Source organism: Sphaerisporangium sp. NPDC049457, from assembly GCF_055586705.1.
In genome coordinates, this window is the sequence record NZ_JBVJHR010000006.1 from 21,600 (window position 1) to 46,375 (window position 24,776).

24 protein-coding genes are annotated in these 24,776 nt (G+C 71.8%); 17 read left to right on the plus strand and 7 right to left on the minus strand.

The window, feature by feature from the left end:
• Nucleotides 1-672, minus strand: a complete 672-nt coding sequence (locus ACZ6QO_RS11110; RefSeq protein WP_465849739.1) for a pyridoxamine 5'-phosphate oxidase family protein — start codon at nt 670-672, stop codon at nt 1-3.
• Nucleotides 673-941: 269 nt separating this feature from the next.
• On the opposite strand from ACZ6QO_RS11110, the gene ACZ6QO_RS11115 reads away from it, so the two are divergent.
• From ACZ6QO_RS11115 to ACZ6QO_RS11165, 11 genes are all read left to right on the plus strand, one after another.
• Nucleotides 942-1,895: an LLM class F420-dependent oxidoreductase gene (locus ACZ6QO_RS11115; RefSeq protein ID WP_465849741.1), complete on the plus strand. Its 954-nt coding sequence runs from the start codon at nt 942-944 to the stop codon at nt 1,893-1,895.
• A 189-nt stretch (nt 1,896-2,084) separates the two neighbouring features.
• The gene (locus ACZ6QO_RS11120) at nt 2,085-3,449 is read left to right on the plus strand and encodes an extracellular solute-binding protein (protein WP_465849743.1); all 1,365 of its coding nucleotides are present in this window, start codon (nt 2,085-2,087) and stop codon (nt 3,447-3,449) included.
• Between the two features lie 48 nt (nt 3,450-3,497).
• On the plus strand, nt 3,498-3,626 hold the full coding sequence (locus tag ACZ6QO_RS11125; RefSeq protein ID WP_465849745.1) for a hypothetical protein: 129 nt from the start codon (nt 3,498-3,500) through the stop codon (nt 3,624-3,626).
• A 40-nt stretch (nt 3,627-3,666) separates the two neighbouring features.
• Nucleotides 3,667-4,578 (plus strand): carbohydrate ABC transporter permease, encoded by a 912-nt coding sequence (locus ACZ6QO_RS11130; RefSeq protein ID WP_465849747.1) that lies wholly within the window; start codon nt 3,667-3,669, stop codon nt 4,576-4,578.
• A complete protein-coding gene (locus ACZ6QO_RS11135; protein ID WP_465849749.1) occupies nt 4,575-5,480 on the plus strand; it encodes a carbohydrate ABC transporter permease in 906 nt (301 codons plus the stop codon). The genes ACZ6QO_RS11130 and ACZ6QO_RS11135 overlap by 4 nt, the downstream gene beginning before the upstream one ends.
• Before the next feature lie 551 nt (nt 5,481-6,031).
• A complete protein-coding gene (locus ACZ6QO_RS11140; protein ID WP_465849751.1) occupies nt 6,032-7,267 on the plus strand; it encodes a Glu/Leu/Phe/Val dehydrogenase dimerization domain-containing protein in 1,236 nt (411 codons plus the stop codon).
• On the plus strand, nt 7,264-8,700 hold the full coding sequence (locus ACZ6QO_RS11145; RefSeq protein ID WP_465849753.1) for a class-II fumarase/aspartase family protein: 1,437 nt from the start codon (nt 7,264-7,266) through the stop codon (nt 8,698-8,700). Before ACZ6QO_RS11140 ends, ACZ6QO_RS11145 begins: the two co-directional genes overlap by 4 nt.
• The gene (locus ACZ6QO_RS11150; RefSeq protein ID WP_465849755.1) at nt 8,687-9,301 is read left to right on the plus strand and encodes an MPN domain-containing protein; all 615 of its coding nucleotides are present in this window, start codon (nt 8,687-8,689) and stop codon (nt 9,299-9,301) included. The genes ACZ6QO_RS11145 and ACZ6QO_RS11150 overlap by 14 nt, the downstream gene beginning before the upstream one ends.
• Nucleotides 9,298-9,999: an FmdE family protein gene (locus tag ACZ6QO_RS11155; protein WP_465849757.1), complete on the plus strand. Its 702-nt coding sequence runs from the start codon at nt 9,298-9,300 to the stop codon at nt 9,997-9,999. The genes ACZ6QO_RS11150 and ACZ6QO_RS11155 overlap by 4 nt, the downstream gene beginning before the upstream one ends.
• 83 nt (nt 10,000-10,082) lie before the next feature.
• Nucleotides 10,083-11,192 (plus strand): phenazine biosynthesis protein, encoded by a 1,110-nt coding sequence (locus ACZ6QO_RS11160; protein WP_465849758.1) that lies wholly within the window; start codon nt 10,083-10,085, stop codon nt 11,190-11,192.
• Nucleotides 11,192-12,574, plus strand: a complete 1,383-nt coding sequence (locus ACZ6QO_RS11165; protein WP_465849760.1) for an aldehyde dehydrogenase family protein — start codon at nt 11,192-11,194, stop codon at nt 12,572-12,574. The genes ACZ6QO_RS11160 and ACZ6QO_RS11165 overlap by 1 nt, the downstream gene beginning before the upstream one ends.
• Nucleotides 12,575-12,710: 136 nt before the next feature.
• Here the strand turns inward: ACZ6QO_RS11165 and ACZ6QO_RS11170 are convergent, their stop codons facing one another.
• Together ACZ6QO_RS11170 and tsaA are read right to left on the minus strand one after the other, a co-directional pair.
• Nucleotides 12,711-13,259: a YciI family protein gene (locus tag ACZ6QO_RS11170; RefSeq protein ID WP_465849761.1), complete on the minus strand. Its 549-nt coding sequence runs from the start codon at nt 13,257-13,259 to the stop codon at nt 12,711-12,713.
• A gap of 172 nt (nt 13,260-13,431) precedes the next feature.
• Entirely contained in the window at nt 13,432-13,902 is a 471-nt protein-coding gene (gene tsaA / locus ACZ6QO_RS11175; protein WP_465849763.1) for a tRNA (N6-threonylcarbamoyladenosine(37)-N6)-methyltransferase TrmO, read from the minus strand.
• A gap of 346 nt (nt 13,903-14,248) precedes the next feature.
• On the opposite strand from tsaA, the gene ACZ6QO_RS11180 reads away from it, so the two are divergent.
• Nucleotides 14,249-15,238, plus strand: a complete 990-nt coding sequence (locus ACZ6QO_RS11180; RefSeq protein ID WP_465849765.1) for an FAD-dependent oxidoreductase — start codon at nt 14,249-14,251, stop codon at nt 15,236-15,238.
• Here ACZ6QO_RS11180 and ACZ6QO_RS11185 read toward each other — a convergent pair.
• A complete protein-coding gene (locus tag ACZ6QO_RS11185) occupies nt 15,235-16,014 on the minus strand; it encodes an SDR family NAD(P)-dependent oxidoreductase (RefSeq protein ID WP_465849767.1) in 780 nt (259 codons plus the stop codon). The genes ACZ6QO_RS11180 and ACZ6QO_RS11185 overlap by 4 nt on opposite strands.
• Before the next feature lie 65 nt (nt 16,015-16,079).
• Nucleotides 16,080-17,258, minus strand: a complete 1,179-nt coding sequence (locus ACZ6QO_RS11190) for an MFS transporter (protein WP_465849769.1) — start codon at nt 17,256-17,258, stop codon at nt 16,080-16,082.
• Between the two features lie 538 nt (nt 17,259-17,796).
• Here ACZ6QO_RS11190 and ACZ6QO_RS11195 point away from each other — a divergent pair.
• Entirely contained in the window at nt 17,797-18,852 is a 1,056-nt protein-coding gene (locus tag ACZ6QO_RS11195; RefSeq protein WP_465849771.1) for a ParB/RepB/Spo0J family partition protein, read from the plus strand.
• A gap of 8 nt (nt 18,853-18,860) precedes the next feature.
• On the opposite strand, the gene ACZ6QO_RS11200 is transcribed toward ACZ6QO_RS11195, so the two are convergent.
• A complete protein-coding gene (locus tag ACZ6QO_RS11200) occupies nt 18,861-19,394 on the minus strand; it encodes an NUDIX hydrolase (RefSeq protein ID WP_465849772.1) in 534 nt (177 codons plus the stop codon).
• 81 nt (nt 19,395-19,475) lie between these two features.
• Here ACZ6QO_RS11200 and recD2 point away from each other — a divergent pair, with 81 nt between their 5' ends.
• The gene (gene recD2, locus ACZ6QO_RS11205) at nt 19,476-21,608 is read left to right on the plus strand and encodes an SF1B family DNA helicase RecD2 (protein ID WP_465849774.1); all 2,133 of its coding nucleotides are present in this window, start codon (nt 19,476-19,478) and stop codon (nt 21,606-21,608) included.
• Between the two features lie 63 nt (nt 21,609-21,671).
• Here the strand turns inward: recD2 and ACZ6QO_RS11210 are convergent, their stop codons facing one another.
• Nucleotides 21,672-22,025, minus strand: a complete 354-nt coding sequence (locus ACZ6QO_RS11210) for a DUF1801 domain-containing protein (RefSeq protein ID WP_465849776.1) — start codon at nt 22,023-22,025, stop codon at nt 21,672-21,674.
• A 217-nt stretch (nt 22,026-22,242) separates the two neighbouring features.
• Here ACZ6QO_RS11210 and ACZ6QO_RS11215 point away from each other — a divergent pair, with 217 nt between their 5' ends.
• The 3 genes from ACZ6QO_RS11215 to ACZ6QO_RS11225 all read left to right on the plus strand — a co-directional run bounded on the left by ACZ6QO_RS11215 (nt 22,243) and on the right by ACZ6QO_RS11225 (nt 24,665).
• Complete coding sequence (locus tag ACZ6QO_RS11215; protein WP_465849778.1) at nt 22,243-22,830, plus strand: NADPH-dependent FMN reductase; 588 nt, start codon at nt 22,243-22,245, stop codon at nt 22,828-22,830.
• 65 nt (nt 22,831-22,895) lie between these two features.
• Nucleotides 22,896-23,450 carry a dihydrofolate reductase family protein gene (locus ACZ6QO_RS11220; protein ID WP_465849780.1) on the plus strand — a complete coding sequence of 185 codons (555 nt, stop codon included), beginning with the start codon at nt 22,896-22,898 and terminating at the stop codon, nt 23,448-23,450.
• Nucleotides 23,451-23,528: 78 nt separating this feature from the next.
• Nucleotides 23,529-24,665: a serine hydrolase domain-containing protein gene (locus ACZ6QO_RS11225; RefSeq protein WP_465849782.1), complete on the plus strand. Its 1,137-nt coding sequence runs from the start codon at nt 23,529-23,531 to the stop codon at nt 24,663-24,665.
• Nucleotides 24,666-24,776 lie beyond the last annotated feature (111 nt).

The following is a 24,776-nucleotide window of genomic DNA, read 5'->3' on the forward strand; positions in this document are numbered from 1 at the left end:
TCACTCAGCCGACCGGCCCGCTCCTTCTCGCTCCCTCTGCGTGGACCGCATGCGGGCGACTCCGAAGTAGTCGTCGCCGGCGGGCCGGCGGGACTCCCCGTCGCGCGCCCTGCGGTCCTGGCGGGTCAGCAGAGGGATGTGCTTGGAGCAGTGGATGTAGGCCTCTTCCACGTCGACCACGACCCACCGGTCGGCGCGGCGGCCGGGCGCCGTCTGGTCCTCGTCCACCAGCCCGTGGCGGCGGGCCGCGTCGTAGGCGGTGGTGATGGTGGCCGAGCCGTTGACGTGCAACCCCACGCGGTCTTCGAAGAAGTCGATGAAGAGCAGGCTGATGTGGGGGTTCTCCATGATGTTGCCCATGCTCGCGAGCACGCCGTTGCCGCGGAACTCCGGGTAGATCAGCCGGGTCGGCTGGAGCACCCGGACGAACCCGGGCGGGCCCGCGCGGAAGGAGGTGTCGCAGTTGCCCCGCGCGTCGGAGGTGCCGATGAAGGCCATCTCCTGGCGGGCGACGAACTCCTGCATGTCGGGCGTCAGATGATCCACCACCTGCCGGTTGTAGAAGCGAAGCGCACGCTCGCGGGTGGCAAAAAGCCCCTGCAGCAGGTGCTCGCCTCTCGATCCGGGGAGATGCTCGTCCCCCGGACCCCCGTACGGCCCGTGTTGGCCCATCAATGCTCCTATCACCGTCCGGCCGCCGACAGCCGCGCGACCGCTGCCGCACCTTGCCCCTGACAAGACCACAGAAACCCCATGGACAACTTTTGTCACATTAGCGGGCGATCAGCCCCATGGCGACGAGCACCGGAAATATTCCTGACATTTCCCTGTCATGTGAGCCGGGCTCGTACTCGACGGCGCCGATCGGCGGCGTGGCGACCGTTTGGCCCGCGCCCCCCGGGTATGGCTGAGCTGGACCGGACATACGCGAGGAGGCGACGATGACCACCTTCGGATATTTCCTGTCCTGTGAGGAACACGGGCCCAGGGATCTCATCCGCCAGGCCGAGCTGGCCGAACGCGCCGGGTTCGAGAACCTGTGGATCTCCGACCACTACCATCCGTGGCTGGACGAACAGGGGCAGAGCCCGTTCGTCTGGTCGGTGATCGGCGCCATCGCCCAGGCCACCTCTCTGCCCGTCACCACCGCCGTCACCTGCCCGCTGGTCCGCGTCCATCCGGCGGTCATCGCCCAGGCCGCCGCCACCAGCGCGGTGATCAGCCAGGGCCGGTTCCGGCTCGGCGTCGGCACCGGGGAGGCGCTCAACGAGCACATCCTGGACACCCGCTGGCCGCCGGCCGCCGAACGGCTGGAGATGCTGGAAGAGGCCGTCGAGGTGATGCGCAGGCTGTGGACCGGCGAGCTGGTCACCCACCGGGGCACCCACTACAAGGTCGACACCGCCCGCCTGTACACGCTGCCGGACCGGCCGCCGCCGGTCTACATCTCCGGCTTCGGCGACAAGTCGGTCGAGCTGGCCGGGCGCATCGGCGACGGCTACATCTGCACCGGGCCGAACGCCGAGCTGGTCGAGAAGTTCCACGCCGCGGGCGGCGAGGGCAAGCCCGTCCAGGGCGGCCTGAAGGTCTGCTACGCCGAGGACGCCGCGCAGGCCCGCAAGACCGTCCACCGCCTGTGGCCGACGCAGGGCATCCAGGGCGAGGCGTCCCAGCTGCTGCCGCTGCCGCGCCACTTCGAGCAGCTCGCCGAGATGGTGTCCGAGCAGGACGCGACCGCCTCCACCCCGTGCGGCCCCGATCCGGAGGCGCACGTGGAGGCGATCAAGCAGTACATCGACGCGGGCTTCGACGAGATCTACATCAGCCAGATCGGCCCCGACCAGGAGGCGTTCTTCGACTTCTACGCCAAGGAGGTCCTTCCCCGGCTGCGCTGACCGCGCCACGTCCGGCGGGCGACCGCCTCCCGCGCGACCGCCCGCTCCGGCCCGCGCGTGACTCCCCCTTCGCCGACGAGTGCCTGGAAAACCGGTGCTCACGTTTAGCCGCCGATGGACGGGCACATCGCACTTCACCTGTAGGCCATCGTGAGACACCCGGGTGCGGCCCGGGAAGGGGGTGCGTCCTTGGACGCTTCGCGCGTGGGCCGCGCGGCCGCGGCGGTCGTCGCCGCCGGCGCTCTCGCCGCGTGCGGCGGCGTGGGGGCGAAGCCGGGCGGAGCCGCCGGCGGCGGACGTGGCGGCGGGGCGGGCACCCTGACCACGATGGGGTTCGGCCTGCCGGACGAGATCGCCACCGTGCGCGTCGACGCCTTCAAGAAGGCCCACCCGGACGTCACCGTGCGGATCAACCAGGGGCAGTTCGACGAGCAGGCGTTCCTGTCGGCCGTCGCCGCGGGCGACCCGCCGGACGTGGTGTACATGCCGCGCGAGCGCCTGGGCGGCTACGCCGCCCGCAGCGCCATCCAGGCGCTGGACGCCTGCATCGCCACCCAGAAGATCGCCACGGACGACTACTACCCCGCCGCCCGGGAGCAGGTGCGGTACGACGGCAAGTGGTACGCGATCCCCGAGTTCTACAACTCGATCATCCTGCTGGTGAACGACAAGGCCGCCAAGGACGCCGGCGTGGACCCCGCGTCCATCGACACCTCCGACTGGGACGGGCTGGCCCGCCTGGCCGCGAAGATGAACAAGGCCGACGGCGGGAAGATCCGGCGGTTCGGCTTCTACCCCAAGCTGCCGGAGTTCCTGCCGCTGTGGGCCAAGGCCAACGGCGCCGACCTGCTCTCCCCCGACGGCCGCACCGCGCATCTGGACGACCCCAAGGTGGTCGAGGCGCTGGAGTACGTCGACCGGCTGGTCAAGGCGCAGGGCGGGTGGACCCGGCTCAAGGCGTTCACCGACACCTTCGACTACTTCGGCGCCGACAACCCGTTCACCAAGGACCAGGTCGGCGCGATGCTCACCGAGCAGTTCCTGGTCAGCTCGATGGCCGGCACCAGCCCGGACGCCGGCATCACCGTCCTGCCGTTCAAGGACCGGCGCGGCGAACCGGTCAACAACGTGGGCGGCAACGCCTGGGTGGTGCCCAAGGGCGCCAGGAACCCCGACGCCGCGTGCGCGTGGATGAAGACCATGACCTCGGCCGACACCTGGATCGCGGCGGCGAAGGCGCGCGCGGCCAAGCGGGCGCAGGAGGGCAAGGTCAACATCGGCACCTACACCGGGAACATGAAGGCCGACGAGGTGATCTTCTCGCAGGTCGTGAAGCCGAGCGGCCACCGGGCCTACGACCAGGCCGTCACGACCATCCGCTCGGTGCAGCAGGCCGGGTTCGTGGTCCCGCAGTCCGGGGCCGCCGCCGAGTTCACCAAGGCGTGGCAGGACGCGGCGGCCCGCGTGCTGCTCGGACGGCAGCGGCCCGGCCCCGCGCTGAAGCAGGCTCAGCAGGAGGCCCAGCGGGCGCTCGACGAGGCGAACCACCCATGACCCCGTCACGGTCCCGAGCAGACGACCGGCGAAAGGAAGGTGAGGGCGATGACACACCGCGACCCCGTAGCCCAGGACGGCGACCACGGCGCGCACCACAGTGCGCACCCCAGCGCGCACCACGACGCGCACCACGACGGCATGACCTCCCTGTGGTCCCGGATCGGCTGGGAGTGATCGGCGGGCCGGCGGGAACCCGGCGAGGCGAGCGTCGAGGGTGAGGAGAACGCGCTTTGAGACCCGGTGGGCGTACGTCTTCCTCCTGCCGTGGCTGATCGGGCTGGTGGTCTTCCAGGCCGGGCCCATGGTGGCCAGCCTGGCGCTGTCGTTCGCCGACTACGACCTGATCGACAGCCCGCGCTTCGCCGGCCTGTCGAACTACGCCAGGATGCTGGAGGACCCCAAGGTCGCCCGCGCGATCGGCAACACCGTGCTGTACACGTCGCTGCACGTGCCGCTGGCGATCGTGGCGGCGCTCGCCCTCGCCCTGATCCTGAACCGGGTCACCGGGCGCGCCGCCGGGGTCTTCCGCACCATCTTCTACCTGCCGTCCATGACGCCGTACGTGGCGGTGGGCGTGCTGTTCCTGTTCCTGCTCAACGGCCAGGCCGGCATGGTCAACCAGTTCCTCGGGCTGTTCGGGGTGGAGGGGCCGCAGTGGACCACCGACCCTGACTGGGTGCTGCCCGGCATCGTGCTGATGTCGCTGTGGAACCTCGGGACCACCACGATCATCCTGTTCACGGCGCTGCGCAACGTGCCCAGGAAGCTGACCGAGGCCGCGATGATCGACGGCGCGGGGCCCTGGCAGCGGCTGCGCTCGGTCACGCTGCCGATGATCGGCTCGGCGCTGTTCTTCGTGGTGGTGATCAACACCATCACGTCGCTGCAGATGTTCGACCAGGTCTACACGATGTTCTTCGGCAACCAGATCGCCCAGCAGTCCTACGGGGACGCCGCCCTGTTCTACGTCGTCTACCTGTTCCAGCAGGCGTTCCAGTTCCTGCACATGGGCTACGCCTCGGCGCTGGCCTGGCTGCTGTTCCTGGTCATCGCGGTGATCACGTTCATCCAGGTGAAGGTGGGCGACCGGCTGGTCTACTACGAGGCCGAGGAGCACGCCGGATGACCGCCATCGACCACATGAGCTCGGCGGCCGCGGCGCCCGCCGCCTCGGGGCCGCAGGCCGACACCGCCGGCCGGGGCACGCGCAAGGTGTTCTTCCTCACGATCCTCGCCGCGACCTCGGCGGTCTTCCTGTACCCGTTCGTCTGGCTGGTGGTGGCCTCGCTCAAGCCGCGCGACCGCACCTTCGCCGACCCGTTCCTGCCGTGGCCGCGCCCGTTCGCGCCGGGGAACTACCTGGCGGTGTGGGACGCGGCCCCCGTGCTGAGCTGGCTGGTGAACTCGCTGGTCGTCGGGGTCGCCGCCGCCGCCACGGTCACGCTGTCGAGCGCGTTCGTCGCCTTCGGCTTCGCGTACTTCCGCTTCCCCGGCCGCAACCTGCTGTTCGGCAGCGTGCTCGCGACCATGATGCTGCCCGCGGCGGTCACCCTGGTGCCGACGTACCTGATCTGGAACTCCGTCGGGCTGACCGGCACGCAGGTGCCGCTGTGGGCGGGCAACCTGTTCGGCTCGGCCTTCTACATCTTCCTGCTGCGCCAGTTCCTGCTCGGCGTGCCGAGGTACGTCTTCGAGGCCGCGCGGGTGGACGGCGCGTCGTACTTCGACCTGTTCTGGCGCATCGCGCTGCCGCTGTCGCGGCCCGCGCTGATCATCGCGTTCGTCTTCGAGCTGAAGGCGAGCTGGTTCGACCTGATGAAGCCGCTCATCTACCTGCGGGATCCGGCGCTGTTCACGCTGCCGCGCGGGCTGAAGGCCATCGTCGACCAGTTCTACCAGGGCGGCGACCCCAAGTGGGAGATCGTCCTGGCGGCGAGCGTGCTCACCACGCTGCCGCTGATGGTGGTCTTCTTCGTCGGCCAGCGCTACTTCGTCCAGGGCATCGCCACGACCGGCAGGCGCGGGTAGACCACCGGCGCGCGCTTTCCGGCCGTCCGCGGGGAGAGCGCACAAATGCCACCTATTCGCAGCTGCAAAGTTTTCCCATTTGGCGGTAATATGTCGGTCGGCGGCCACGACAACGCCCGCCGATACGGATGACGCCGCACATAAACGGCAAATGCCCAGGTTCTTCGCTGACAGCTGTGCGGGCAAGTGCGGCTTTTAAGCAGTTGTACACCTCCCGGGCGATCAGCGATATCCGGCGCCGCCGTATACACCGCGCCGAGCCGGCCGGATGTCCGCGCCCTCCCCCGCGCCCGTGGCCGCCCGGGGCCGTACCGTCATGAGTCCGTCCAGGTGAGAGGCGACGGACGGCGCGGCGGCCCGCGGGGACGCCCGCGCCTTCGACGGCCGCCGGGCGGGCGGCGCACTCCCCCGGCGGTCACCGCGCGCGAGGCGCGGGCGGCGGCCGTCCGTGCAACTGAATACCGCCTTCGTTGACGATCGAACCGGCCGATGTGCACCATCACGAACACTCACAGATTCGCCCCGGTCTGGAGATCCCTGGGGGGTTGCGCATGCCACGTGTCATCGAATACACCGACCCGGTAGAAGGGTGCTCCGGCTATTTGGTATATGACCGGGAAGACTGCCGGCTGGCCGCCGGCGGGTTCCGCGTCCAGCCCGGTCTGAAGGTCCAGACGCTTATCGACCTGGCCGAGCGCATGACGCTCAAGCAGCGCGTGCTCGGCATCAACGTCGACGGCGCCAAGTCGGGCCTCGCCTACGACCCCATGGCCGCGGGCGGCGAAGAGGTGATCTCCCGCTTCCTGTCGTTCCTCTCCGGCGAGCTGAACACCCGCTACAGCATGGGCTGCGACATGGGCACCCGCTTCGAGGACCTGGAGCGCCTCGCGGCCGGTGTCGGGCTGCGGTCGGTGAAGTACGCGGTGAAGAACGCCCAGGGTTTCTCCGACGAGGAGTACTTCGCGCGCATGCGCCTGCTGGACGCCCCCGTCGGCCGGCGCACCGTGGGGCAGCGGCGCGCCGGCCACGTGGTGGCCCACTCGGCGCTGGCCGCCGCAGACAGCGCCGGCTACCTCGCGACCGGGCTGCACGTCGCCATCCAGGGCTTCGGCAACCTCGGCCGGGCCGCCGCCGAGTCCCTCGTCGCCGAGGGCGCCTCGATCGTCGCGGTCGCCGACGCCTACGGCTGCGCGGTGCACCCGCGCGGCCTGGACATCACCTCGATGCTGGACCACGACCAGTCGCGGCCGGTGTCGGAGCAGACCTCCCGGCTCGCGTGGCTGCCCGGCGAGACGCTGTTCGACCTGCCGGTGGACGTGCTCGTCCTGGCCGCCGTCGAGGACGCCATCACCGTCGAGCAGGCGAAGGCGCTGCAGGCGCCGGTCGTGGTCGTCGGCGCCAACTGCGGGCTCAGCGAGGCGGCCGAGCGGGTGCTGGACGAGCGCGGGGTGCTCGTCGTCCCCGACTTCATCGGCGGCATCGGCGGGTCGGCCTCGATGGAGACGCTGTTCGGCCCCGCGTCGCTCCCGGAGCCGCACGAGGTGCTGGAGAACGTCGCCTTCCTCACGCGCGAACTGGTGATCGACGTCATCGCCGGCTCGCGGACGCGGGGGAAGTCGCCGCGGCAGGTCGCGCTCGACATCGCGGCGAACGCCCCCGTCCACCCCGACCAGCCCCCGTACGGCCACAGCCCCTACGCCCGCGCGAGCCGGCGTCCCAAGGGGAACCGGGTCGCGACCTCCGCGTCCCGCCGCAGTGGCCTGATCGCCACAGGAGAGAACCTATGAGCACCGAGCAAACGTGCCGCCACGAGCGCAGCCACATCGTCGACTCCGCCTTCTACGGCCACCGCTACAGCACCGCCGCCAGCCGCCGCATCTTCTGCGACCGCTGCCGGTTCCAGCGCTGGCTGGACGTCGAGGCCGCGCTCGCGCTGGAGCAGGCGGCCCTCGGCATCATCCCGGCCGACGCCGCGCAGAAGATCGCGGACGCGGCGAAGGTCGAGCGGCTCGACCTCGGCGCCGTCCGGGCCGAGATCCGGCGCACCAGCCACTCGCTGGTCGGCCTGCTGCGGGTGTTCCAGGCCTCCGTCCCGGACGGGGCCGGCGAGTACGTCCACTACGGCGCCACCACCCAGGACATCCAGGACACCGCCCAGTCGCTGGAGATGCGCGACGTCGTGGACGCGATGGAGCACGAGCTGCTCGCGATCGTGACCCGGCTGGCCGACCTGGCCGAGACGCACGCCGAGACGGTGGCGCTCGGCCGCACGCACGCCCAGCCGGCCCTGCCCATCGGCTTCGGCCTGAAGATCGCGGGCTGGATGGACGAGATCCTGCGCAGCGGCGAGCGGCTGCGCGCCCTGCGCCCGCGCGTGCTGACCGCCGAGCTGTTCGGCGGGGTCGGCACGATGGCCGGCTTCGGCGACCAGGCGATCGACCTGCTGCGCGGCTTCTCCTCCCGCCTCGGGCTCAGCGCCGCGCCGCTCGCCTGGCACGTCGCCCGCGACCGCATCGCCGAGTTCGTCTCCACCCTGGCGATCGTCGCCGGGACGATGGGCCGCATCGCCGACGAGGTCCGGCTGCTGGCGCGGCCGGAGTTCGGCGAGGTCGAGGAGGAGTGGCGGCTCGGCCGGGTCGGCAGCAGCACGATGCCGCACAAGCGCAACCCCGAGGCGTGCGAGCAGACCGTCATGCTGTCGCGCCTGTCGGCCGGCACGGTCGGCGTGGCGCTGGCCGCGATGAGCGGCGACCACGAGCGCGACTCCCGGTCGCTGCGCCTGGAGTGGGCGTGCGTGCCCGAGGTGTCGCACTACACGCTCGCGGCCTGCGACATCACCCGTCTCATCGTCGACGGCCTGAAGATCCACCCCGACCGGCTGCTGGAGAACACCAAGGTCGTCGCCGGGCAGATCGTCACCGAGCGGCTCATGCTCGCGCTGGGCAAGCACATCGGCAAGCAGACCGCCCACGAGCACGTGTACGAGCTGAGCCAGGAGTCGCGCAGCAGCGGCACGCCGCTGGAGGACCTGATCCGCCAGAACGGCGTCGCTCAGCACCTCAGCGAGGACGAGCTGGCCGGCATCTTCGACGTGTCGTCCTACCTCGGCCACTCCGCCGAGCTCACCATGTACACGGTCGCCCAGGCCCGCGCGTGGGCGGCGGAGACCAGGCGCCTGCTCGGCAAGCCGGTGAAGGAGACCGCCCTTGCCCACCACTGAGGTCCGGGCGACGCTCGCCGACGTCCGCGAGATCGCGCTGCCTCGCCCGCTGTTCGCCGGCATCGCGGGGCACGTCGTCCGCAAGCTCACCGGGCACTACATCGACGGGGAGGTGGCCGAGCGCAAGGCGTTCGGCCTCCTGCTCGGCCGCCAGTCGGGGACGACCCTGCACGTGGCGGCCGTGCTGCCGCTGCTGGCCAACATGCGCCGGGACCCTGACATCGCCGACGACATGGACGAGCTGGTCGACCAGTACGCCATCCCCTCGGAGACGCCGAACGACCAGCGGGGGTGGATCGCCCACCCCCGCGAGCTGATGGACGCCGAGGACTTCTGCGACGAGCACGGCCTCGCGGTGGTCGGCAACTACCACACCCACCGCGTCCCATGGCCGCAGGACCCCAGGCGCGACACCTGCACCCGCCTGGACCGGCTGCTCGCCGAGGAGTCCGGCCAGTGGGTGTTCATCGTCTCGGCCACCGACCTGCACCAGATCACGGTGCGCGCCTTCTACGAGGGACGCAACGACCGCGAGGCGGACGTCCGGCTGCTGCCGGCCGCGCCGCACGCCATCGCCATCGACAGGAAGAGCCATCGATGACATATATAGAGGACTACGCGCGGGTCACCGCCTTCCACGGCCACAAGTGCCCGGGGTCGGCGGTCGGCCTGCGCATCGCGCACGCGGCCATCGCGCGGCTCGGCCGGCACGGCGCCGACAACGAGGTCGTCACCGTCGGCGAGACCGACGCGTGCGCCATCGACGCGGTCCAGGTGCTCACCGGCTGCACCGTCGGCAACCGCCACATGATCCTCGAGGACAACGGCAAGGTCGCCTTCACCTTCTGGCGCGTCTCCGACGGCGCGGGGCTGCGGATCACCGCGAGGCCCGGCAGCGAGGCCTTCCGCGGCGAGGAGGCGTGGGCGCTGGCCCGCAAGGTGGAGGGCGGCACGGCGACCGACGAGGAGCGCGCCCGGTTCGCCCAGGGCCAGGCCGAGCGCATCCAGCGGATCCTCGCCGCCCCGGCCGACGAGATCCTGCTCATCGAGCCGGTCGCCGAGGACGCGCCGTCGGCCAAGAAGTCTCAGCCGCACGCTCCGTGCGACGGCTGCGACGAGCCGACCAGCACCGCCCTGCTGCACGACCACAGGGGCCGGATGCTGTGCCCGCCCTGCCACCTGGCCGCGCACGGCGGGGTGCTGCCCCCCGACCACGCGGGTCACGGCCACGGCCATGGCCACGGTCACGGCCATCCGGCCGAGCACAAGCACGGCCATGGCCATCTCCAGCACAACTGACCTTCGCCGGCGGTCCGACCCGGCCCGCGGCCGGCGGCACGCCGGGCCGCGGGCCCCGCTGGCGTTTCGAGAAAGGGAATCTCATGTCCGATGACTTCGCCGCCGTGTTCGAGGCGCCCGTAGACAGGACACCGGACATCGACGAGCTGGTCGTGGCGACGATGACGTGGCACTTCTCGCCCTCGACCGGCAGCCGGTTCTGGATCGAGCAGGCGGCCTCGTTCGGCTTCGACCCCCTGTCGGACGTCAAGACCTACGACGACCTCCAGCGGCTCTTCGCCGACGTGAAGATCGACTGGAGCACGATCCCCGCGCACACCCTCGTCCCGCGCGGCTGTCTCGGCCGGCCGGGGCGCTTCGGCGTGTACGAGTCGGGCGGCACGACGGGCGCGCCGAAGCGCATCGTCGACGCCACCTCCCGCAGGCGCAACATCGAGTACCAGAGCATGTTCCTCGACGAGCAGGGGTTCCCGACCGGCGGGCAGCAGGCGGGTTGGCTGCACATCGGGCCGACCGGCCCGCACGTCATGGCCAAGAACATCGGCAACCTGACCGAGCTGCGCGGCTTCCTGGCCTACTTCGTCGACCTGGACCCGCGCTGGGTCAAGCGGTGCATCGCCACCGGCCGCCAGGACGAGTCCGACCGCTACATCGACCACATCCTCGACCAGGTCAGGGACGTGCTGCTGTCGCAGGACATCCAGGCCGTCTCCAGCACCCCCCGCATCCTGGAGCGCATCGTCGCCAGGCCCGACGTGTACGAGCCGCTGCGCGAGAAGGCGCGCGGCTTCATCTGGGGCGGCACCAGCATCGACGCCGAGACGCTGAGCCTGCTGGAGAACGAGGCGTTCCCCGGGGCGAAGTTCGCCGGGGCGTACGGCAACACGATGATGGGCATGGCCCCGCAGCGCACCCGCGTCGAGGGCGACCCGTCGCCGTGCGTCTTCCGCCCGTTCTACCCCTACACGGTGGTCGACGTCGTCGACCCGGTCGACCTCACCACCACGGTGCCGGTCGACACCCGCGGCGTCGTCAAGATCACGTCGCTGACCCGCGACCTGTTCATGCCGCCCACCGTCGAGCGGGACATGGTCACGCTGCGCGCGCCGCTGGACGACCACCCCGGCGTCGAGGTCTCCGACGTGCGGCCGAACGAGACCGCCAAGGAGACCATCATCGAGGGGGTCTACTGATGGCCGTGGCCACGGCGTACAGAGTCCCGCTCATCCGGGCGGGCGTCACGGCCAAGTCGGCCGAGACGGCGCTGCTGCGCGGCGTCGACGGCACGCCCCTGGCCGACGTCGACATGGCGCCGCCGCTGGCCGCCACGCTGACGGTCGCGGAGCTGCGGCGCCGCCCGCTCGGCGAGGCGCCCTCCCCCGAGACCTTCACGCTCATGGGCGAGCTGTTCGGGACGGCCACGCTCAACGGGCTCTCGCCCGCCGACTACTGCGAGATGCAGTCCCGCAGCGCGGGCGTGCCGATCTCCGTGGCGCGGCGCTCGGTGACGGACATGGCCGAGACCTGCGCGAACGCTCCGCTGCGCGTGGCCGCGGAGCGTCCGGCCGGCGCCGCGGTGAACGTCGGGCCCGGGGAGATCAGGGCGGTGTGGCTGCGGCGCGGCGACACCCTGTCGGTGATCGCGCCGAGCAACAACCCCGGCACCCACACCCAGTGGGTGCACGCCCTGGCCTACGGCTACCAGTTGCTCGTGCGGCCGGGCACCAGGGACCCGTTCACCCCGTCCCGGCTGATCGCCGCGGCGCTGGAGGCGGGAATGGAGCCGTCGCGCCTGTCGCTGCTGCCCGGTGGGCACGCCACGGCGGACGCGCTGGTCAACGCCGCCGACCTCAGCCTCGTCTTCGGCGGCGACGCGGCGATCCGGCGCTACGCCGGCAACCCCGGCCTGGTGCCGCGCGGGCCGGGCAGGTCCAAGGTCCTGCACACCGGCCCGATCACCGACCGGGCGCTGGACGTGATCTGCGACTCGGTGGCCTACGACGCGGGGCTGCGGTGCACCAACGCCAGCGCGGTGTTCACCGACGGCGACCCGATGGAGCTCGGTCAGGCCATCGCCCGGCGGCTCGCCGCGCTGGTGGCCGCCCCGCCGCAGACGAGCGAGGCGCAGCTGCCGGTCATGCCGATCGAGCAGGCGCGGGCGATGCGCGCGCACCTTTCGTCCCGGCTGGCCGGCGCGGTGGAGGCCACCGCGCCGCTCTACCAGGACGGCGGGGTCGCCGACCTCGGCGACGGCTCGGCGGCGCTGCGGCCCGCCGTGCTGGTGTGCGACCGGCCGGACCACCCGGGCGGCGGCATCGAGCTGCCGTTCGCGTGCGTGTGGGTGCTGCCGTGGAGCCGGCGCGACCCGGTCACGCCGCTGAAGGACACGCTGGCGTTGTCGGTCGTGAGCGACGACGAGGACCTGGCACGGACCCTGCTGCGCGAGCCGTCGATCCGCAAGGTCGTCGTCGGCGGCCTGCCGACCCACGCGGCCGGCCCGACCAGCCCGCACGACGGCTACCTCAGCGGCGACCTGATGGAAGTCCGCGCCTACGGCATCGCGGCCCGCCCCTGAAAGGCCGCGACCGGCTCGACGCCGTCGCGTCGAATCGAACGCCGGACCAAGGACGCCCGGCCGGGCCGCCCCGGCCGGGCGTCTCGCCATGCTCCCCTCATCACCGCCGCTCCCCTCATCACCGCCGCTCCTCTCATCACCGCCGCCCGCCGAACTCCCAGTCGTGGACCTCGACGCCGGCATACCGGTCCAAGGTCAGGACGGCGCGTGCCGCGTCGGGGTCCGGCGCCCGGAGCAGTGCCGCCGTACCCAGCCAGGTGGTGCCGTCGTCCGCCAGCAGCGGCCCGTACGCGATCAGCCCGTCCCGGTCGCGCGGCGGGACGAGGTCCGCGGCCTGCCCGGAGCCGAGGCCCAGCACCAGATAGCGGTCGCCGCCGTCCCGGCCGCCGGGAAAGTCCCACATGGTGCGCCCCAGCACGTTGCGCCACCGGCGCAGCATCACGTCCCGGTACACACCTGCCTGGTAGTTGGGCTCGTCGAAGACGAACGCCCGCGCGGTGGACGGATCTGGCAGATCGACGATGTGCACGCTGCCGGTGGCCGCGTCACTGACGCGGTCGAAGGTCGGGCCACGGGCGATCATCTCTGCCGCGTAACGGTCCATGTAGGACCAGTGCTCTTCCAGCAGCTCGTCACGCAGCGCCGCGGAACCAGGCCGATCACGGTGATAACAGAAGAACTCCATGCCGACAGTACCTACCACGCCCCACCGCGACAGCTCATCCGCCACCGCCCACGGACAACCCGCGCTGCGGCGGGGTGGTCGTGGGCGAGGGTCACCTCAGACAAAACTGCGCCGTAGGCACCGTTTCGCGGGGCGGATCGCCGGGGGTACGACGCCCCGCGAAGGGAGGGGGTCAGCGTGGGAGGTCCGGGGGGATGTCGGTGCCGCGCACCCAGGGTTTGATGTCGAGGACGGGGGTGCCGTCCACCAGGTCGACGCCGTGGAAGTGGACGACGTTGCCCTCGACGCTCAGCACGCGCACCAGGCTCATGCCGAGGCGGCTCGGCCGGTTCGGGGAGCGGGTGGAGAACACCCCCCGGTGCGTCCCGCCCCTGGCGCCGCCGCGCGGGACGCACTTCAGCGCCCCCGCCTCGTCATCGTCCTGGGAGTGCAGCCAGGTCAGCAGCCAGATGTGCGACCATCGCTCCAGGCCGGCCAGCCCGTCGGCGAACCGGTCGTGGACGACCACCTTGCCGGGCTCGCCGTAGTTCTCCGTGGCCTGCGCCGGGGCGTCCTGCGGCCGGGCGTAGCCGGTCACCACGTAACCGATCGGGCTGACCTGGACCGGCTGCTGGACGCCGGCGTCGGCGGTCTGCTCGGGCACGTCATCGACCTCGATTCACGGGAAAGGCATCCGCGCGCGGATGCTCGTCGGATCGTGCGGGGCTTTTGCGAATATCCCACATCGGCGGTCTGTGCCACCGCGTGTCCCGGGATTGTGAAATAGGAATATTCATCCCTTTTATGGGTGTTTTCGGGTGCCCCTTACCGGCGGCGGCGCCCTTGCTCCGGCACGCGGAGCCACCCGACAATGCAGGCTCAGTGATTTCCAGCAGCATGGGGGGATTCATGCCGTCCGGCAGTCCGTCACGCCCCCCGTCCCTTCCGCGGCGGCCCGCTCCCACGACCGGGGAGCAGCGGCCGCTTTCCTGTGACCAAGGAGTGAACGCGTGACAGAGCGCACAGATGTCCTGGTCGTCGGCGCCGGCGTCATCGGGCTGACCACGGCCGTGCACCTGGCCGAGCAGGGGCTCGCGGTACGGCTGCGCGGCGACCAGCCGCCGCGCGAGACGACCTCCGCGGTCGCCATGGCCGTCCTCGGCGGCCCGCTGCTCTCCGACCCGGCCGACACCGCGAGCTGGGAGCCGTACGAGACCACCGCCGAATGGCACCGCATCGGCCTGGAGACCTTCGGCGCGCTGGCCGGGCAGCCCGGCACGGGCGTGCGGGTCACCCCAGGCAGGTGGGCCAGCCGGCCCGAGATCGCCGACACCTCCTGGACCCACCGGCTGCCCGGATACCGGCCCTGCGCGCCCGAGGAGCACCCCGGGTTCGCGGTGGCGTTCTGGATGTCGGTGCCGATCGTCGACATGCCGGTGTACTTCGACCACCTGACGAGCCGGCTGGTCGCGGCCGGCGGGAGCATCGAGACCGGCCGGGTGGCGTCGCTGGTGGAGGCCGCCGCCGAGGCGCCCGTCGTCGTCAACTGCACCGGCGCCTACGCCCGGCACCTCACCGCCGACCCGCTGATCGGGGCGATGCGCGGCCAGCACGTGATCGTCGAGAACCCCGGGATCACCGACTACTTCTTCGAGTTCAGCAAGGGCCCGAAGCTCACCGGCTTCATGCCGCACGGAGACCGGCTGGTCTGCGGCGGCACCGCGACCCGCGACGACTGGAGCCGCGAGCCCGACCCCGTCCAGACCGAAGAGATCATCGCCCGCTGCTCCGCCGTCGAGCCGCGCATCGCCGGCGCGCGCGTCCTCGGCGTCGAGGTCGGACTGCGCGCGGCCCGGCCGCGCGTCCGCCTGGAGGAGGAGGCCGCCGGCGACGCCCGCGTGATCCACAACTACGGGCACGCGGGCGCCGGGGTCGGCCTGTCCTGGGGATGCGCCCACGAGGTCGGCAAGCTGCTCCAGCACACCGGGCGGGTCGTCTAGCGGGTCGTGAGCGCGCCGCCGTTGACGTTCAGCACCTGGCCGGTGATGTGCCGGGCGGCCGGGGAGGCGAGGAAGACGACGGCCCCGGCGATGTCCTCGGGGTAGCCCGCGCGCCCGTTCATCGTCTCGGCGACCCGCGCGTCGTGGAACTGCCGGCCGTTGCGGTCGCGGAAGAACTCGGTGTCGGCGATGTAGCCGGGCGACACCACGTTGGAGGTGATGTCGCGGGCGCCGAGCTGCCGCGCCAGGAACAGGTTCCAGGAGTTCAGCCCGGCCTTGGCCGCGCCGTAGGAGCCCGCGCCCCGGTCGGCGGCGAAGGAGCCGATGTGCACGACCGCGCCGCCCGGGGCCAGCTGCTTGTCCAGGGCGGCCGTCATCAGCACCGCGCTGACCAGGTTGCCCTCCAGGTTCGCCCGCCACGCCGAGGCGAGGGCGTGCAGGTTGTCCGGCGTGCGCGGCCCCTGCCCGCTCAGCCCGACGGCGCCCAGCTGCGGTGCGCCGGGGCCGGGGCCGTCCAGGTCGCGGTTGCCGCCGGCGTTGTTGACCAGCACGTCCACGGTCGTGGGCAGCTGGTCGCGCAGCGCCTCGATCTGGTCGGGGTCGGTGGCGTCGCACACGACCGTGCTCACGCCGTCGCCGAGCCGCGAGCGGGCCTCGCTGAGGACGGACTCGCGCCGCCCGGTGATGAAGACGTGGGCGCCCTGGGCGGCGAAGGACGAGGCCACGGCGTAGCCGATGCCGGTTCCGCCGCCGGTGACAACAACCGTCCGAGTCATGTGGGGTATCTCCATTCGGTTCATCTGGTCTGGTGGAGCCGGTGGGCGCGCGACGGCGCCGGGGGTCAGGCGGGGACGGCGGCGCGGGAGAACCGCGCCCGGGCGAGCGTGCCGACGATCGTGACGGGCAGGGTCACCAGCGCGGCGATGCCGAACAGCAGGCGGAACTGGCCGCCGGCCGCGAGCCCGCCGACGGCGGCCGTGCTCAGAGCGGCCCCGGTGAACACCGCGGAGGCGACCACGGCCGCGGCCGTGCCGCGCACGTCGGGGGGCGACGCCTCGATCATCCAGGTCTGGATGGTCGACTGCGCGATGGCGAGCGCCATCCCGGCCAGCAGGCCGGCCAGCAGGATCGCCGGGATGGTCTGGCTGAACGCCGCGGCCAGGAAGCCCGCGAACAGCAGCGTGCAGCCGCCGCCGAACAGCCCGGCGGCGGTCACCCGTGAGTCGATCGACCGCACGACCATCCCGCCGACCACGGCGCCGAGGCCGTAGGAGCCGGTGACGATGCCGGCGATCGCCGCGTTCTTCCCGTGCACCTGCAGCGAGGAGCTGAAGAAGTTGTAGAACCCCACCATCGACGCGCCCTCGAAGAAGGCGAAGATCGTCAGGAAGCGGAACCATCCGCCGCGGAACACCTGGCCGAGCCGCTTCAGCGCCTCCCGGTGGCCGGTCTTGCCCGCCAGCGTCTCCGGCAGCCTGCCGTACAGCACCGCGAGCACCGCCGCGCCCACCGCGACGAGCAGGATGGCGGCCCGCCAGTTGATCAGGTCGTTGAGCACGCCGGCGCTGATGGTGCCGGTGGCCGTGCCGATCGCCGCGACCGACATCAGGCCGGCCATCACCCGCTGGCGCCGTGCCGGCGGCACCCGGTCGCCGATGTAGGCCACGGTCACCGGCGCGAGCGCCGCGGCGAACGCGCCGGCCAGGGCGCGGCCCACGATCAGCAGGGTCACGTTGGGCGCGAGCGCCGCGAGCAGGTTGCCCAGGGACACTCCCGCCAGGCCGAGCCGCATCACCCGCACCCGCCCTGCCGAGTCGGAGAGCAGCCCGTAGAAGGGCTGCATGACGCCGAACAGCAGCAGGTAGGCGGTCAGCGCCAGCGTCACCGTGGCCAGGCCGACGTGGAAGTGGGCGGCCACCGGGACGAGCAACGGGGTGATCATGATCACGTTGGCCTGGACGAGGAACCATCCGGCGTACGGGATCGCCATGCCGGTCTTCTCGAGCGTTCGCTGAGCCATCGCATTCCTCACTCGGGCCGGAGCCCGATCAGGCTTCGGCGTGCCATGAACCGGGGTCGCCGTCACGCGGCGCGCGCCTGTCGTGAGATCGCCGCCTTGAATTCCCGGCACGCGGCCCGGTGCGTCGCGAAGGAAAAGTCGGGACGGTTACCTGAGAAATTCTGGGTATCCGGCGCGCTGAGGGCAAGCGGGCCGGCGTCAATGGCCGCGAATTCTGGGGTGACCCGCGGCGCTGGGCACCCCGATTACCCGGTGCCCGGCCGCCGCGCAACCCCAGAATTCCATTTCTCCCCCCGGTATCGGGAGCACCGCCGCGCCCGGACGCGCAGGCCATGCGGCATCGGCCGCGACCTGGCCCGGAACACGCCCGAAACAGGACAGCAACCGGGAAGATGCGGCCTTGGTCCCGGCGCATGACGATAGGGCTCGATTACCGTTCGCCGATGTCACGCATCCGGTATGCCGCGGACCGCCTTGCTGTGGCCAGGCGCACGCATGAACACGTGGGAGCCGATGAAACACGGGGAGAGGTGTCTTGATGCCGGCAGCAGACATCACGACGGCAGGTGAGGTGAACGCGTTCGCCGATTGCCACGCCGCGCCCCGGAGGATGCTTCTGTCGCCGGTGCCGAATGACGCCGACGACTACGAGATAATGGCGATCAGCGCATTGTCGCCGGGCGACTCGCCGCGCCTTTCCGGCGAGGACGCCGGGCACACCCGCCTGCTCGCCGAGTCCGGCGGCGACCTGCCGCCCATCCTGGTGCACCGTGCCACCCTGCGCGTCATCGACGGGATGCACCGGCTGCGCGCCGCCGTGCTGCGCGGCGAAGAGAAGATCAAGGTGCGGCTCTTCGACGGGGACGAGGAGACGGCGTTCGTCATGGCCGTCGAGGCCAACACCGCCCACGGCCTGCCCCTGTCGCTCGCCGACCGCGAGGCGGCCGCCACCCGCATCGTCGTCTCGCACCCGCAGTGGTCGGACCGGGCGATCGCCTCGATCACCGGCCTGTCGGCGAAGACCGTCGACGGCATCCGCCGGGCGGCGACGCCGGGCGTGCCCCAGCCGCTCAGCCGAATCGGACGCGACGGCCGCGTCCGGCCGCTCACCAGCGCGGAGGGCAGGCGCCGGGCCTGCGAGCTGTTCGCCCTGTGCCCGGACGCCTCACTGCGCAAGGTGGCCGAGCAGGCCGGCATCTCGCTCGGCACGGCCCGCGACGTGCGCAACCGCATGATGCGCGGCGAGGACCCGATCCCGCCGCAGCAGCGCGCGCGGGACGAGCGCCGCGAGCCCGTGGCGGCCGAGCGGCGGCTGCGCCGGGTCGCCGCCGCAGGAAGGGCGGACCGGCCCAAGGACCCTGCGACGATCCTGCACCGGCTCCAGCGCGACCCGTCGGTGCGGTTCACCGACTCCGGGCGCACGCTGCTGCGCTGGCTCAACGACCACACCTCGGGCGTGGGCGAGTGGGAGGACCTCAGCGGCGCCATGCCCTCCCACTGCGCGTACATGATCGCCGACCTGGCGTGCGCGGTCGCCGAGGAGTGGCTGGAGTTCGCCGAGCACGTGCGCCGCCGCGCCGAGACCACGGCCTGAGCCGCCGTTCAGCGGCGGCGGCGCGGCCGGCGGGCGGGGACGGGCAGGTGGGCGAACTCGGGATGGTGCCAGGGCAGCGTGACCGGCTCGGCGGGCACCTCGCCGGCGTACAGGCGTTCGAGCAGGTCGGGCAGCCCCCGCGGTTGGACGCGCTGGTCAGTTGCGCACAGCTCGGCCAGCGTCCACCAGTGGTGTCCGAGCATGTCGCGCCGCTCGTAGTCGGCGAGGCCGGACAGGTCCAGGGTGAACCCCTCGACCCGCAGGAAGAAGTAGGTCTCGACCGAGAAGTACATGCGGCCGTTCCAGGCGGCGCGCCAGTGACCGGACGTGGTCGCGACCACCGGCCCGAGCCCGTCGGGCGCGACCCGGAGGCCGGTCTCCTCCAGCAGCTCGCGGGCGGCGGCCGCCTCGACCGCCTCGCCGTCGTCGATGCCGCCGCCTGGCGTGATCCACGTGGCGCCGGCCCACTGGAACAGCAGCAGCCGGTCGTCGCCGTCGGCGAGCAGGATGCGGGCGCTGGGACGGAAGATGGGCTCGCGCACGGCTTCGAGCCTAGACAGCCGCGCGCCGCCGCCGCGAGGGGATTACCGCGGGTGTCGGTGCCGAGTGGTTGTATCTGTCTCGTGGAGGCCTCCGTCGAGCAACTGGTGTACGTCCGCGAGGACGAGTACACCGTCGCCCGCATGAGCGCCGAGGGCGTGCCCGGCTTCGTCGCCGCGGGCCGCGTCCTGGCCGGGGTGCAGCCCGGCGAGACGCTGTGGCTCGACGGCGAGTGGGAGGAGCATCCGCGGCACGGCAGGCGCATGGCGGTCACGGCGTGCGAGCGCGTCGTGCCCTCCACGGTCCGCGCCATCCGCATGTATCTCGGCTCCGGGCTGATCCGCGGCATCGGCCCCCGGCTGGCCCACGCCATCGTCAGCCACTTCGGCGAGGCGAGCCTCGCGGTCATCGACGCCGAGCCCGACCGGCTCAGAGAGGTCGTCAACATCGGCCCCGTGCGCCAGGCGCAGATCGTCGAGGCGTGGGCCGACCAGAAGGCCATCGCCGCGCTGATGGTGGTGCTGCAGGGCTTCGGCGTGAGCCCGCTGCTCGCCGCCAAGGTGTACCAGACGTTCGGCGCCGAGTCGGCCGACATCCTGACCTCCGACCCCTACCGGCTCATCGGCCGCGTACGGGGCATCGCGTTCGCCACCGCCGACAAGATCGCCCTGCGCTCCGGGGTGCCAGAACGCAGCCCGCAGCGCGTCAAGGCGGCGATCGTCGACCGGCTGGAGGCCGCGGCCGCCGGGTCCGGGCACTGCTTCCTGCCGTTGACCACCCTGGTCGCGCAGGCGGCCGACCTGCTCGACCAGGACGACGAGATCGTCCGGCAGATGGTCGACGCCCTCGCGGCCGAGCGCCGGGTGGTGGTCGAGGCGTCCCTCGGCGACCCCCGCCAGACCGTGGTGTACTCCAAGGAGCAGCACGGCCGCGAGCTGCGGCTGACGGCCAACCTCACCCGCCTGTGCCAGGCCCGCTCGACGCTGAGGCTGCGCCCCTTCCAGGAGGATCCGGGCCTGAACGACGACCAGCGCGCGGCGGTGACCACCGCGCTGACCAGCACGGTCTCCATCCTCACCGGCGGCCCAGGCTGCGGCAAGAGTCACACCGTCAGGGTGATCGCGGCGACGGTGCGGGCCATGGGCGGCACGGTCACCCTCACCGCTCCCACCGGCAAGGCGGCCAAGCGCCTGTCGGAGCTCACCGGGCTGCCCGCCACGACCATCCACCGGATGCTCGCCCACCAGCCCGATCCCGAGCCCGGCACGCTGTTCCAGCAGACGCCCGCCCAGGCCGACCTCATCGTGGTCGACGAGGCCTCCATGCTCGACCTGCACCTGGCCACCCGGCTCACCTCGGCGATCACGCCCGGCAGCCATCTGCTGCTCGTCGGCGACAGCGACCAGCTGCCGAGCATCGGGCCGGGCAGCGTCCTGGCCGACCTGCTGCGCGTCGATGACATCCCCCGGGTCCGGCTCACCCACGTCTTCCGCCAGGCCGGCGGCAGCGCCATCATCCGCGCCGCGCACCGCGTCCGGGCGGGCGAGGTCCCCGCGCTGCCGGGCGGCGGCGGCTTCTGGTTCGAAGAGCTGGACGACCCCGAGGAGGTCGCCAAGCGGGTCGTCCACCTGGCGACCGAGGCGATCCCGCGCAAGCAGAACGTGCCGGCGGACCACGTGCAGGTGCTGTGCCCGATGCGCAAGGGCGCCGCGGGCACCGCCGCCCTCGGCCGTGTGCTCCAGGAACGGCTGAACCCGCCCGGCGACGGCAAGGCCGAGCACTGGTCCGGCGACACCGTCTTCCGCGTCGGCGACCGCGTGATGCCGATCCGCAACAACTACGACAAGGGCGTCTTCAACGGCGAGACCGGCGTGATCACCTCGATCGACGTCGCCGAGCGGCTGGTCGAGGTCCTCATCGACGACGGCGACCCGGTGACCTACGCCTTCGACCAGCTCGACGAGCTGACCCACGCCTACGCCATCAGCGTGCACCGCTCCCAGGGCAGCGAGTACCCCATCGTGGTGGCCCCGCTCGTGGCCGAGTACGGCGGCGTCATGCTGCACCGCCGGCTGCTGTACACCCTGATCACCCGGGCCCGCTCGTGGGTCGTCCTCGTCGGCTCCCGGGACGCGCTCGAACTGGCCGTCCACCGCCTCGGCCAACGCCGCAACACCGCCCTGTCCCCCCGCCTGACCCTCGGCCTGCACGCCTGACCCCGCACCCCACCTCCTCCCTCAGGCCCTTGCGATGCCAACGTGCCGTCGGAGGACGCGTGCTCATTTCCGGTCGAGTTCGACCGCCTGCCGGACGTAGTCGCGCAGCGCGTCCCGGTTCACCTCGTCCGCCTTCCTCAGCTTGATGTGCCGGGTCGTCTTGCCGACGCCCTCCAGGAGGCCATGGCGGTCGGTGAACCGCGCGCCGCGGGTGAAGGCGAGGGTGAGGTGGGTCTTGCTGGGGCTGACGATCGCCAGCAGCCCGTCGTCGCCTCGCCACGCGGGCGATCCGCGGCTGATCACCTCCGCGGCGCCGGGCGCGCCCTCCCGCATCACCTCACGCACCATGGCGAACACGCTCTGGTGTTCGGGCAGCAGGCGGGCGCTCACGAACTCGTTCACCTCGTCGCTGGACATGTGCTCGACCTTTCCTCGTCGTCGGATGCGTGCGCCGGTCCGTGGACGGCGGCCGCGTCGCCGCCTCCGGTCCGGGCCGGCCGCTTCGCTCAGGGCCGGCGCCGTCCACACTGCGCCAGAGGGCTTACCGGCTGTTTACGGGTGATCGAAAGGAAACCGTAAACGCCTCCCCGCACAGTGAGACCACGGCGCTGGGACGACCTGAGGGAGGCCGGAGATGACGGACAGCGGACCGCTGAGATTGGCGGTCATCATCGGCAGCACCCGGAACGGCCGGTTCGGTCCCACCGCGGCCGCCTGGTTCTCGGCGCAGGCGCGCAAGCGCCCCGACCTGGAGATCGACCTCATCGACCTGGCGGAGGCCCGGCTTCCCGACACCCTGGGCGACCACGACGAGGCCGTACCCGAACCGGTCCTGGCCCTCGGGCCCCGGCTGACCGCCGCCGACGCGTTCGCGGTGGTCACGCCGGAGTACAACAGGAGCTTCCCGGCTCCGCTGAAGACCGCCATCGACTGGTTCTACGAGGAGTGGCAGGCCAAGCCGGTCACGTTCGTGGCCTACGGCCGCGAGTCCGGCGGCCTGCACGCCATCGCCCACCTGCGCGAGGTGTTCGCCGAGCTGCACGCGGTGGCGATCCGCGGCGCGGTCAGCCTGCCCTGCTACTGGGAGCTGTACGCCTCCGACGGCAGCTGGCCGAAGCCGACGGCGGGCTGCAACTCCATGGTCAAGTCCGTGCTGGACGAGCTGACCTGGTGGGCGCACGCGCTGCGCGACGCGCGGGCCAAGCGGCCCTTCACCTATTGATCACCTACTGACGCCCACCGGGAGCCGGCGCCGCCTTCATCACTGAAATGTAAGGAGAACACGACATGCGGAAACTAGTCGTCTCGACATTCGTCACGTTGAACGCCATCCAGGACAACCCGCACGAATGGTCGCTGGAGTACTGGACCGACGAGTACGGCCGCCAGGCCCGTGACCAGCTGTTCGCCGCGGACGCCCTGCTGATGGGCCGCGTCACCTACGAGGGCTTCGCCGCCTCCTGGCCGGACATGAACGACGAGGGCACCCCGCAGCAGGGCTTCGCCGACCGGATCAACACCATGCCCAAACACGTCGTCTCCACCACGCTGGACACGGTCGAATGGACCAACTCCTCCCTGGTCAAGGGAGACCTCGCCGAGGCGGTGCGCGAACTCAAGGCCCAGCCCGGCCGGGACATCCTGATGTACGGCTGCGGCGAGGTGGCCCGGACGCTGGCCGCCCACGGCCTGGTCGACGAGTTCCGGCTCTGGGTCCACCCCGTCACCGTCGGGCGCGGCGAACCGGTGTTCAGCGGCTGGCCGCAGACCCCGCTGCGGCTGATCGGCACCAGGACCTTCGAGTCCGGTGTCGTGATCCACACCTACGCGCCGGTCCGCTGACCGGCCGAGCCACGAAGCACCTCCACCTTCTCGATCTACCCAGTCTCGCCATCTCACCGTCATGCGGAAGGAATACCCATGAAGGACGTTCAGCAGCAGGTCCAGGACGCCATCGACGCGCTCGTCGACTCGGGCGCCGAACGGGGGCTGCAGGTCGCCGTGTACCGGCGCGGGGAACTCGTCGTCGACGCCGTCGCGGGAACGGCCGACGCGACGACCGGCCGCCCGGTGACCTCCAGCACGCCGTTCCACGTCACCTCGACGGGAAAGGGGGTGACCGCGACCGTCGTGCACGTCCTCGTCGAGCGCGGCGAGCTGTCCTACGACACCCCGATCGTGGATCTCTGGCCGGCGTTCGGCGCGCACGGCAAGCAGGGCGCGACCGTGCGGCACGCCTTGACGCACTCCACCGGCGTGCCCGCCCTGCCGGTGGACACCACGCCCGAGGACCTGACCGACTGGGACAAGATGTGCGCCACGATCGCCGGCGCCGTGCCGTGGTGGGAGCCGGGCACCGCGACCGGCTACCACCCCCAGTCGTTCGGCTACATCGTCGGGGAGATCGTCCGCCGCGCCACGGGCCGGCCGATCTCGCAGGCGCTCCTGGACGAGGTGGCGAGGCCGCTAGGCGTCTCCGACGAGCTGTACTTCGGCGTCCCCGCGCCGGAACTCGCCCGGGTCGCCCGCCTGGCGGAGGTGGAGGGCGCCATGGAGATGACGCCGGAGATGATGGCCGCGATGGCGGAGCAGGTGCCGTTCTTCAAGGTGGTGGACGGCTGGACCGCGGCCCCTCCGGCGGCGATGCCGACGGCCGACTACTGCAACCGTCCCGACGTGCTCGCCGCCGACATCCCGGCCGGCGGGGTGATGACCGCCCGCGCCGTGGCGCGCATGTACGCCGCGCTGATGGACGAGGTGGACGGCGTGCGCCTGGTCTCCCCCGACCGGCTGCGGGAGATCACCACCACGGCGGTCTCCGGCGTGGACGAGATCATCGGCTTCCCGGCCACCCGCGGCCTCGGCTACGACCTCGGCTTCCCCGGGCCGCTCGACGGCCCCACCCTGTTCGGCATGGCCGGCAGCGGGGGCACCGCGGCCTACGCCGACACCGCGAGCGGCATCGCGGTCGCCCTCGCCAAGACCACCGTCTCGCACGGCGACTACACCACGTATCACCACATCAGTGCCCTGGTCACCAAAGCCTTGACCTCCTGACCCCTCCTGCCCGCTTCCCGCAGAAGCGGCACCCCCTCGCACACTCGACCACCCACATCGGCCACCGAGACCACTCTGGCCACTACGAGCACTATGACCCTTCCGACCAGC

What these genes read in the sequence shown, in the direction of transcription:
- ACZ6QO_RS11115 (WP_465849741.1), top strand. Translation starts at nt 942, where the DNA reads ATGACCACCTTCGGATATTTCCTGTCCTGTGAGGAACACGGGCCCAGG.
- ACZ6QO_RS11160 (WP_465849758.1), top strand. Translation starts at nt 10,083, where the DNA reads ATGTCCGATGACTTCGCCGCCGTGTTCGAGGCGCCCGTAGACAGGACA.
- ACZ6QO_RS11215 (WP_465849778.1), top strand. Translation starts at nt 22,243, where the DNA reads ATGACGGACAGCGGACCGCTGAGATTGGCGGTCATCATCGGCAGCACC.
- ACZ6QO_RS11155 (WP_465849757.1), top strand. Translation starts at nt 9,298, where the DNA reads ATGACATATATAGAGGACTACGCGCGGGTCACCGCCTTCCACGGCCAC.
- ACZ6QO_RS11210 (WP_465849776.1), bottom strand. Translation starts at nt 22,025, where the DNA reads ATGTCCAGCGACGAGGTGAACGAGTTCGTGAGCGCCCGCCTGCTGCCC.
- ACZ6QO_RS11225 (WP_465849782.1), top strand. Translation starts at nt 23,529, where the DNA reads ATGAAGGACGTTCAGCAGCAGGTCCAGGACGCCATCGACGCGCTCGTC.
- ACZ6QO_RS11195 (WP_465849771.1), top strand. Translation starts at nt 17,797, where the DNA reads ATGCCGGCAGCAGACATCACGACGGCAGGTGAGGTGAACGCGTTCGCC.
- ACZ6QO_RS11165 (WP_465849760.1), top strand. Translation starts at nt 11,192, where the DNA reads ATGGCCGTGGCCACGGCGTACAGAGTCCCGCTCATCCGGGCGGGCGTC.
- ACZ6QO_RS11170 (WP_465849761.1), bottom strand. Translation starts at nt 13,259, where the DNA reads ATGGAGTTCTTCTGTTATCACCGTGATCGGCCTGGTTCCGCGGCGCTG.
- ACZ6QO_RS11145 (WP_465849753.1), top strand. Translation starts at nt 7,264, where the DNA reads ATGAGCACCGAGCAAACGTGCCGCCACGAGCGCAGCCACATCGTCGAC.
- ACZ6QO_RS11220 (WP_465849780.1), top strand. Translation starts at nt 22,896, where the DNA reads ATGCGGAAACTAGTCGTCTCGACATTCGTCACGTTGAACGCCATCCAG.
- ACZ6QO_RS11110 (WP_465849739.1), bottom strand. Translation starts at nt 672, where the DNA reads ATGGGCCAACACGGGCCGTACGGGGGTCCGGGGGACGAGCATCTCCCC.
- ACZ6QO_RS11190 (WP_465849769.1), bottom strand. Translation starts at nt 17,258, where the DNA reads ATGGCTCAGCGAACGCTCGAGAAGACCGGCATGGCGATCCCGTACGCC.
- ACZ6QO_RS11140 (WP_465849751.1), top strand. Translation starts at nt 6,032, where the DNA reads ATGCCACGTGTCATCGAATACACCGACCCGGTAGAAGGGTGCTCCGGC.
- ACZ6QO_RS11125 (WP_465849745.1), top strand. Translation starts at nt 3,498, where the DNA reads ATGACACACCGCGACCCCGTAGCCCAGGACGGCGACCACGGCGCGCAC.
- ACZ6QO_RS11135 (WP_465849749.1), top strand. Translation starts at nt 4,575, where the DNA reads ATGACCGCCATCGACCACATGAGCTCGGCGGCCGCGGCGCCCGCCGCC.
- ACZ6QO_RS11185 (WP_465849767.1), bottom strand. Translation starts at nt 16,014, where the DNA reads ATGACTCGGACGGTTGTTGTCACCGGCGGCGGAACCGGCATCGGCTAC.